Below are 9,158 nucleotides of genomic sequence, written 5' to 3'. Positions count from 1 at the left end.
AGTGGACGTAAGCAATCACAAAAAATTCGCTCTGATGCAGTTCGGAGCCTATTTACGGACACTGCTAGCTAACAAATTGTGTCCGAGGGGGGACTTGTCCACCTGCGACACGGGTTGAGGTCTTTCAACTGAGTCGTTGACCAGCGAGTTTACCGTTGGCGAAGGGACGTTCTCGCGCCTGGTCGTGACCTAGAAGCGTTCGGCGAGGCGGTGATGCTGGGGTCCGGTCCATTGTTTACAGTCCCTACCATCGTTGACGGCACACACCTCCTGATTCATAATGAATCAGGAGGTGTGATGATGTCTACCGAATCCGCCAGCCAGACCATCGCCCAACAGGCTGAGCAGCGACTGGCAGCTATCGCAGCTCGTCGGCGCGTAGACGATCGCGAACTCGAACGCGAAATCTATAAAGCCGCCACCATCAAGGGTCTCAGTCAACGCCAGATCAGCGACCTGGTCGGCAACCAGTCCCAGGCCACGATCCAGCGCATCCTGCGGCGTGTCAACGACGACCCCAGCCAGCTGAACCCCAAGCCGGCCGAGATCATCGACCAGCGCACCGCCGGAATCATCACCACTGAGCAGATGATGGACAAGCTCATGAAGTGGCAGTACACCTTCGGGGATGTGGTCCGTATCGGTGGTGTCGCCACTGACGCGTACATGACCGGCGACTGGGACGCCATCGAGATGGCCTTCTACCGCGGCCAACTCAGCGACGACGAATTCCAACAGCTGGCCGACCGCCAACGCGATGCACCCCTCCCTTGATCTGCGTGCGCAAGTCGCCGGCCAGCTCACCGCCTTATCGGCTCCCGGAGCGCCTCTGCATCGTGACTCCGACCAAAGCACCGCACGCCTCTACCCGCGCGGCGACATCGGCCGGGCCCGGTTCCAGAGAGACACCATCGACTGGTATCTGAGCCAGGCCAACCCCCGTCTCGGCGGCCGCACCGCCATCGTCACCGCGGGGCCACCCGGTGCCGGCAAGACCGCCCTACTGAGGGCCCGGATCGCCGACCTCGATGACTACCGCATCATCGACGCCGACATCATCAAGGACCACGTCATCAGGCAAGCCATCGCCGATGGCATCTACGACCGCCTGTTAACCATGGCGCCATTGGCCGACGGCCATGGGCTCGCGCCACGCGAATTGTCCGCACTGGCGCATGTAGAGTCAGTCCGCCTCGCCGAAGCCATCCGGGAAACGTGCACCAGCCTCAAGGAGAACGTGGTCATCGAGGGCACGCTCACCTGGCATCTGCAGGGGCCCAAGATTTTTCGCGAGCTCGCCGACAACGACTACGTCGACGTCGAGGTGTACGGCATCGATATCGAACAAGAGGAAGCCCACGAAAGCGCCCTCGACCGTTGGTGGAAACTGCGTCTTGAATGGGCCGAAGGTCAACACGATCTGGGTGGCCGGTTCACCCCGGCCGACGCGATCGACATGTGCTACCCGACTGCCGGCGCCGAATCCATCTGCACCGCCAACGCCAAGAACTTCATCAACACCGCGATCCAGACCGGGGAGATCCCGCACGTGCACGTGACAATCCTGCGCCGAGCCGCAACGGGCCCAATCGAAGTCATCTACGAAAGGTCCTACCTCCAGTGATGGTCCCGTGGTCCGAGCTTGAGTCCGGCCGTCTCAAGCGGCCTGTTGGCCGAGTTGGAGAGGGATGCGTTTGCGGGGACTCACATTGTTTCGATCCGATCCCTATCGGTCAGTGACGGGGACCAGGAGCAGGTGGACACGCCGACTTCAGGCGAGCGCGGTCGGGTGCATTCGGCGCGTTGGCGCTATGAATTCTGGGCACTGCTCGGCGGTGCCCCGGTGAATCCGTTGGTGGCGCGGTAGGCGTCATCGTCTGCCGCCTCGGCGGTCATGGTCGCGAGTTCTTCACGACGATGCTCGTGCTGGAGATGTTGGTAGTCGAGCAGGTGCTGTAGCTGGACGCGGCGGTGTCGGCCGGGTTTGGTGAACGGGATCTTGCCGGATTCAAGTAGCTTGACCAACGTCGGGATGCGTGCGTGTCGCGGTGCTCGTATCCGCTATGAGCGGTTCAGGAAGCTCGACTGATTGGCGTGAAGAACCTTCGTCGTGGCAGCGAGGTCTGTTCCCCAGGACAGGCCGATCGCGGCCGCTACTTCGCTCAACTCGTTTGGGCGCGCTGGTCGACCGCGATCCTTGGCGTACGGGCCATCCGTCTCCAGGAGGATCCGGTCTCGGGGTATCTCCCGCATCAGTGAGGGGAATTTTCGGGTGCGCGTCATCGCGACGTTGATCGAGAAGTACAGGCCTGCTTGAAGGGCCTCGCCTATGAGGTTCAGGGGGCCACTGTACCAGTGCAGGACGGCCGGTAGTCCGGCGTCAGCGAGACGACGAACGACGTCCTTCTCTGCGCCCCGGCTGTGAACGGTCAGGGGATGTCTCCCAGGCTGGGCCTCTGTCAGGACGACATCGAAAACGCGTTGCTGCGCCTTGGCAGTAGCAGCTCCCGCACGGGAGTAGTCGAGGCCCACTTCGCCGATCCAATTCGTCTGCGGCACAAGCCGAAAGAACCGAGCGAGTTCGTTCGGGCCGAACGCTGCGGCCCGCAGGGGGTGCAACCCGAGAGCTACCTCGACGTGCTCGCGCCTGCCTAGACGAGTGCGGAGCCGTCGATACTCGTCCGGGTCCTCTGTGACCGCGACGATCCCGACTCCCGCCTCATCAGCTTCGCGCAGGATCGCCACCGGGTCCGCATAGGCGGACACGTGACAGTGTGTGTCGAGCAGGCGGGCAGCGCTCACTTCAACCTCTCGACGATTTCGGCAGTGGCGCCCGAAGCGCCGTTGAACCAGGACCGGAGTTCTTCTGTTCCCGTGCGCCACACTCGCAGGAACTCTCGATGTTCGCCATTCGGGATCGGTCCGTTGCGAAGTATGTCGCGGTCCGGCCTGTCGGAGTACACCGAGTTGATGACGGCTCGAAGATCCGCGGCTCGCTGCGTCTCACGGTTGAGAAGGCCCTCGCCGGTAAGTGCGTCCCATGCGTAGCCCTTTGAGGTGTCCCAGCCGACACTGGCCATCGAGGAACGGCGGATAAGGCAGGGGAAACAGTAGCCACAGTTGCCCTGATCGCGTTCGGCGTAGCGGGCCGCCTCCGGGTGGGAACAGGAGATGCTGTGGGGCGCGAGGGCCCGAAGAAGTTCAGGGTTTCGAGACCCCGCGAGGATCTCGCCCTTGGTTTTTAAGCGGAACGGGTTAAGGATCGGGTTGCGTACTCCCACGGCGTCAACGGCCGCGCGTAGCAGATGCATGAACTGCGGGTGGGTCGTGCGTGTGCTGTAGCTGCCCGACCGTGCCCGAGTAAGCGGGACATTGATGCCGATGAACCCGTTCTCCGGTATGTAGACGGGAACATCCGGCCCTACCGAAGCCGCGAGCGCGAGCCCCGCTGTGAGAAACAGCAATGACCGTGCGCGAGTCGTGGTCTCTCTCTCCCTCGGAAGTGGGCGCGCTTGCCCTGCTGCGGCGGGGGCTGGGCGAAGGAAGATACTCCGCAGCTCCAGACGGTCTTGGCCGTAGTGCCCGCACAAGGCATCGGTGAGTTTCTTCTGCGCCGTAGACGCTTGGTCGCCCTCGTTGTGCGAGATCAGGCACAAGCGTCGGTTCGGGTCTTCTTCGAGAAGGTCAATCACTCCGGTCAACGAGTCCAGACCACCGGAGAAGAGACTGACGGCGTCGACCGCGGCCACGGGTGTGATGTCTTCGGGCACTCGCCCGACGCCGTCCAGCGGCGAGGTGTCGTCGCGATAGGGCGTCAGCGCCCAATCGTCGCCGGTGAGGAAGTCGAGAGTCTCCTTCCACGGCGCAGCTGTCCATGCTTCCGGATCTGCGACAGGAAGTTCCACCGAAAGGTCGCGGGTCCATACATCGGCCGCGGCGGCGCGGGGAGTGGCCTTGTCGACGCAGTACACGCCGGCTCCCAGGAGGAACAAGTCCAGGGCGGCTCGCGGTGCCCGCCATCCCGCCAGGAATCGAGACCCGGCTCGGTTCCCCAGTTGGATCGTCGATGCCGTGCTCCCCGGCGACCAATCAAGCAGTCGAAGTTCCTCCGGCCCGGTCGGAGTTGTTGCGGCTGGACGGATACGAACTCGGTAGTCGGTCATGCGTGACCATCGCCTTCGAGAGCGGATAGCAGTTCGTAGGCAGTTGTGATTGCCCGCGCCGCGATGTCCCTGCCCTGCTGGCCACTCCAATCGACGGAAAGCGGATCCGCTGGCAGCTCGATCACCACTAGGTCAGCGATGATCTGGCGCATCTGCTGATCTGCTTGGCGCATCGCGACAGGGTCGGTCAACCGACTCAAGCGCTCGGCGACCACTGGAACCCTGTTGTAGACGTACAGCGCCAAGAAACGTTCGAGGATTTGCCCGAGCTGTTCGCGGTCGACGCTGATCTCATTCAACTCTTCCCACGAGTCTGCATCGCCGAATACCTCGTCGAGAACATCGCACGCGGCGTCACGAGCCGCACCGGAGTCGAGGTCGTTTCCTACGCCGGCGATATAGCTGACGAGTTCGTCGAGAACGGTGAATCGATCCTGGCCGACCAGATGGGCCAGACCGATCGCCGTCAGTGCCTGTGCAGCGGTGCCCGTCCCCAACCCGGTGAGCAGTCCGCCGAGCCTTGTGATTCCAGATCGACCTGCGCGAGCTCCGGCGGCAGCCTCGCCTGTTCCCCCGAGAAGTGGGACGTGGCGCGCTAGGACACGGTTGGCGCGTTCGTTGGAGTTGGATCTTCCGAGACCCCGGACGTAGGCATTCGTCGCGTGTTTGAGGGGTGTCCAGTTGCCGCCGGTTCCCGCTGCTCTATCGGCTGATGTCCCCACTCAACTACTTCTTTCTGGCGGCGGCTTCGCGTGCGCCCTTCACCAAGGTCCGCAGCTGGGGGTTGTCGCCGTCCTCCCAGCGCTGCAGGAGTTGGGGCACAGCGGCGTCGTCGAGTGGTAGACGGCGGACAGCTGCGGTCCCAGCAGTAGGTGGGATGGATGAGGGCGGCAGCGGAAGGAGTGCCGCGCAGACCGCGCCGACGATGTCCGGGTTCTTCTCCGCGAGTTCCAGCGCGGCTGTCAGCGCCGTGCCAGCAGGGTTGCGCTGAACCCGTTCGAGCAGGGCGTCTATGAACTGCATCCGCTCACTCGGGTCGAGATTCTTGACCGCCTGGTAGTGGCTGCGTCGGTTCGCCTCGATATCGGACTGGACGTCGGTGATCAGTCGTTGCAGATGCGGCGCAAGCCTTGACGCTGAGACTCCGAACGACAACCTGTCGCGTGAATACATGAAGTAGGGACGCAGGTCCGTGCCCGCGAACGACGGGTCAGCCCGAAGCCAGTCCGCGATATACGTCTTCGCGGCCCAGACTTCTGCGTCGGACTGGGCAACGGGAGGCGCTACCGGGGAGGCAGGAGCGCGCTTTCCCTTCGATGCCGATCCGGCTACCTTTCCGTCACCGGACTCGTCGTCGTCGGCCGGTTCAGGGTCATCGCCGACTCCCCGAGCATGGGCCTCCGCGGTGGCGAGCTCGCTGCACGCACCGCCTGCCGCCATCTCCCAGTCGAAGAGCTTCTGAAAGTCTGGGTTGTACTGGTCCTCCAGTACCATCAGCTTCGCGAGGATGGGCAACTCGATCTTCGCATCGCGTCGTTTGGCGCTTCGGTGCTTCAGCAGCAGATTGTTGAGGAACCTTTTCAGCTGCCGCGGGTTGCCACGCAGCGATGACCCCAGGATCGGTGAAATCTCTGCCGCCCACTTCAGGTCCGCGGCAAGCCGGGCGGGGATGTCCTGGAGTACCGAACCCGCGATCCCTGTGTTGAACGCGACCGCCAGGCCGTTCTCACGTCGAATCTTGGTGGCGTTGTCGAGGACCGCATTGAACGCCTCGCGGGGCAGGTGTAGCTCCGCGAAGAGCAGATTGATGTACGTCTCGGCTTCTGGAGCGGATAGCGGGGGAATTGCGACCTTGAGCTGGAGCATCTTCTCCAGGTAGTCCCGTCCGATGCCGGCCCCGTCGGACTTCTTCAGTTCCGGGTAACGCGAGTCGATCGCGGCCTCAACTACGTTCTGGTTCAACGCAAGAACGTATGCGGTATTCGGCGTGTTCAGGAACAGCCGGATCGCTTCGAAGGTGTCGACGACAGTGTCCGGGAGGCACCGGTCCAGGTCGTCGATGAAGACCACGACCGCCTTGCAGTCGGGAATGTCGGCAACGAGCTTGGAGAACTCGCGACGGAACGCATCGACATCACCGAGAGGCGACGCAGCATCCGCAGCAGGGGTAGTCGATTCTTCGTCGGGCTCCTTCAACGCTGCCTCGGTCTGCTTCGCTACGGCGCCCGTGAGAGCCGTCGCCGCATCGAGTGTGGAGGGGTCGAGATCGACGCCTGCGCGCTGCAGAATGACTGGGAGCAGCGCTGGCGCAGCGGCGGCTCCTGTTCTGCCGAGCTTTCGACCCCAACGGCGCAGGCCGGTGACAATCTTCCGGAGCCGTCCGACTTGGTCACTGGTGCCTGGTGCGCGTTTAACGATCGAGTCCAGTACCGCTGTCATCAGGGCAATCTTCACGTCGTCGTGGTCCTCGTACTGCCACGGACTGAAATGCACTGTTAGATAGGGAGAGAGCTGATCCTCTTCGGGCACGTGGCCGGCATGTTCATCCCGGACATCATCGAGTTCGCGGGCCGCGATCTGCATCAGACTGCTCTTACCCGAACCCCAGTCACCCAGGACACCAATTGTCAATGGGAGCAGGCGCGGCTCCGTCAGGGCGACGACGAGGCCGTCGACGAGGAACTCGAAGCCTAGAAGGTCGATGTCCGCTTCGTTATCAGCCCACACAGGGTCCTCCAATAGTCCGATAGGTTGGCAAACAGGCCGAACCTGACGGCAGCGCGGGGAGTGGCCCCGATCCGGTGTCTCCTAGACAGAGATCGTACGACCGCCCACAGCCGGAACCCAGGAACTTGCGGGCGGGTCGCCGACCTGCCGGGGTTTCATCCCGACCTTCAGTGCGTCGTGATGAGATGAACTCTTGAGTCGCAGCAAACCGCGGGTGGAACCTTCATCCTCCGACGCCCCACACGAGGTCGGATTCTTCAAGCGGCACCGTGATGGCGAGGGCCGCAGCGCTGCCACGTGCCAGCGGGGGCTGGGCTGGAGCCGCAGGACCACCGCGTGCTGCTCGTTGATCCTTGCGGGCTCGCAGGCGACCCGGTGCTCGGCCGGAATCCGGTTGTCGCGTTCCGCGTGTGCCAGACGACGACGAATGGCGGGGAGATCGTCAGGCGCCACTGTGAGACCGGACTTTCCGGCCTGGCGCAGTGTTTCGATGAGCTGCGCGGCGACGCCGAGCTTCGGCACGTTAGGGGCCGAGCGTGTGCCCGGTCCTGCAGCGTCGTCGTTCGTTATCGGAGGGGGCGCTGGTTCTGGTCGTGGCTGGTGACGGCGCTTGGGAGCGGACCGGGCGCGCCGGCGAACGGACGGTTGATCCGGAAACCCGCCGTGCTCCAGGTAGTACGTTCCTGCCGGCTCGATCGTCGCCGTCCAGTTGGCGCCGTGGCCTTTGACCCGAGCGAGGCCGCGGCTGGCAAGTGCACGGGCGGACGTTCGATGTGCCGAGCCGGTAACGACACCTTCGGGGCGACCATCATTGATCCACTGCAGCACCTTGAACTGGGCGTCGGTCAAGGGTGCACCGTGAGCGACCATGAGTTCAATCCTGCCTGGTGTCTGGGAGCGTTGGGCCCGGAGGGAATCGGCAGTCGGTGGGATTATAGATGGGGCGCACCAACCGATCACCGGCACTAACTTCATCATCTACATCGCCCCAGCACTGCTAGAAGTCGCTGTGGAACCTGCATCGATGGCAGTTCCAAAAGCTGGAGAGTTCGACAGCAGCGTCGGTCGCGAGCTCAAGTACCTTGAGCGTGGACAGATCGATATCCGGCGTCGTGCAGGATCGGTAGCACTCGAGTTCCGAGTAGGTCGAGACCGCCCGCAACGGTGAGGCCAAGCGGGAAGTCGAACTCAACGCGCTTGACGCCAGCGTCGTAGACCGCCGCCGCCTGTGCTGCGACCTCGTCGGGCGTTCCGGCGAAGGTGAATTTGTCGAGGACTTCGCCGGGTATCAACCGCCCGGCCGCTTCAAACTGCTGCGTGCGCAGCAGTAGGTCCATCTTATGGAGTAACTCGGGGTCGATATCGAGGGTGGGATCGAGCGCGGCGATGGCATGGAACGGAAGAGCAACATCGGCGCGTGCACGGGCGCGGGCGGCATCGCCATCGTCGTCGATGACGGTAACGGCGCCAAGCGCGATAGCGACGGACCCAGGACTTCGGCAGGCAATCCTCTCGCCACGAACGGCAAAGTCTTTGATCACGGGGACCATCGCTGGGTTGGCGCTGCCGCCGACGTGGATCTGGTCGGCTTTGGCACCGGCAAACTCCGCCAACCGGGGGCTCCACGTGCCCACCATCAAGGGAATGCGGTCACGCCGAACCGGATAGAACGGCCGCGTGCCCTCTGCAAGGCTGTAAACCTGGCCTTGGTAACCGTCCTGAGAATCCGAGAGAAGCAAAGAGACTATCGCAACTGTATCAGCCACTGCGGCAATCGATTTCGATGTATCGATGTCAAGTTGATTCAGCCAGGCACCACGCGCGATTCCCATCAGAACACGGCCAGCGGAGAGCTGATCGAGGTAGGCTAACTGTCCGGCGATCTCAACGGGGTGGTGCGTCCACGGTGTATAACAGCCGACTCCGAGTGTGATTCGTGTCGTCGCCTGCGCCATGGTGGCCAGCACCATCGCTGGTGGCTGCATCATGAGATCGCCGAATACCGTGAGTAGGTCGAATCCGAGTTCCTCGATGCGGGTGGCGAGTGACGGATACTCCGCCGGTCCGAGTGTGCCACCGAGGCCTATGCCGAACTCGATAGTTGCGCTCATGTTATATTTAGCCGTTGGTGCTGTACCAACAGTACTAGGCGTACCGAATTGATCGCTAGCAAATGCTTTCTCTCCTGTTGGAGCGGATAGCTAGCATTGGACGCACAACCGGCTTCCGAGTACCCAACGTCGAAAGTATCTGCTGACGTTTCTGTAG

At 62.9% G+C, this 9,158-nt stretch carries 8 protein-coding genes; 2 read left to right on the top strand and 6 right to left on the bottom strand.

Features of this window, described 5'->3' with window-relative positions; all coding sequences use genetic code 11:
- Positions 1-300: 300 nt before the first annotated feature.
- Positions 301-774, top strand: a complete 474-nt coding sequence (locus AC2VON_RS15280; RefSeq protein ID WP_486953711.1) for a winged helix-turn-helix domain-containing protein — start codon at positions 301-303, stop codon at positions 772-774.
- Positions 758-1,624 (top strand): zeta toxin family protein, encoded by an 867-nt coding sequence (locus AC2VON_RS15275; protein WP_486953710.1) that lies wholly within the window; start codon positions 758-760, stop codon positions 1,622-1,624. Before AC2VON_RS15280 ends, AC2VON_RS15275 begins: the two co-directional genes overlap by 17 nt.
- 185 nt (positions 1,625-1,809) lie before the next feature.
- On the opposite strand, the gene AC2VON_RS15270 is transcribed toward AC2VON_RS15275, so the two are convergent.
- The 6 genes from AC2VON_RS15270 to AC2VON_RS15245 form a co-directional block, all read right to left on the bottom strand.
- Positions 1,810-2,025, bottom strand: coding sequence for a MerR family transcriptional regulator (locus AC2VON_RS15270; protein ID WP_486953709.1), 216 nt, complete (start codon positions 2,023-2,025; stop codon positions 1,810-1,812).
- A gap of 36 nt (positions 2,026-2,061) precedes the next feature.
- On the bottom strand, positions 2,062-2,802 hold the full coding sequence (locus tag AC2VON_RS15265) for a TatD family hydrolase (protein ID WP_486953708.1): 741 nt from the start codon (positions 2,800-2,802) through the stop codon (positions 2,062-2,064).
- On the bottom strand, positions 2,799-4,163 hold the full coding sequence (gene qatC, locus AC2VON_RS15260; RefSeq protein ID WP_486953707.1) for a Qat anti-phage system QueC-like protein QatC: 1,365 nt from the start codon (positions 4,161-4,163) through the stop codon (positions 2,799-2,801). The genes AC2VON_RS15265 and qatC overlap by 4 nt, the downstream gene beginning before the upstream one ends.
- Positions 4,160-4,660 carry a hypothetical protein gene (locus AC2VON_RS15255; protein ID WP_486953706.1) on the bottom strand — a complete coding sequence of 167 codons (501 nt, stop codon included), beginning with the start codon at positions 4,658-4,660 and terminating at the stop codon, positions 4,160-4,162. The genes qatC and AC2VON_RS15255 overlap by 4 nt, the downstream gene beginning before the upstream one ends.
- Positions 4,661-4,889: 229 nt before the next feature.
- Entirely contained in the window at positions 4,890-6,902 is a 2,013-nt protein-coding gene (locus tag AC2VON_RS15250; protein WP_486953705.1) for a KAP family P-loop NTPase fold protein, read from the bottom strand.
- 1,061 nt (positions 6,903-7,963) lie between these two features.
- Positions 7,964-9,001 carry an LLM class flavin-dependent oxidoreductase gene (locus AC2VON_RS15245; protein WP_486953704.1) on the bottom strand — a complete coding sequence of 346 codons (1,038 nt, stop codon included), beginning with the start codon at positions 8,999-9,001 and terminating at the stop codon, positions 7,964-7,966.
- Positions 9,002-9,158 lie beyond the last annotated feature (157 nt).

The organism is Mycobacterium sp. TH-M82 (genome assembly GCF_057473605.1).
This window is presented reverse-complemented; position numbering and strand designations above follow the sequence as displayed.

Coding starts and splice junctions, on each gene's coding strand:
- AC2VON_RS15280 (WP_486953711.1), top strand. CDS start 301: ATGTCTACCGAATCCGCCAGCCAGACCATCGCCCAACAGGCTGAGCAG.
- AC2VON_RS15275 (WP_486953710.1), top strand. CDS start 758: ATGCACCCCTCCCTTGATCTGCGTGCGCAAGTCGCCGGCCAGCTCACC.
- qatC (WP_486953707.1), bottom strand. CDS start 4,163: ATGACCGACTACCGAGTTCGTATCCGTCCAGCCGCAACAACTCCGACC.
- AC2VON_RS15245 (WP_486953704.1), bottom strand. CDS start 9,001: ATGAGCGCAACTATCGAGTTCGGCATAGGCCTCGGTGGCACACTCGGA.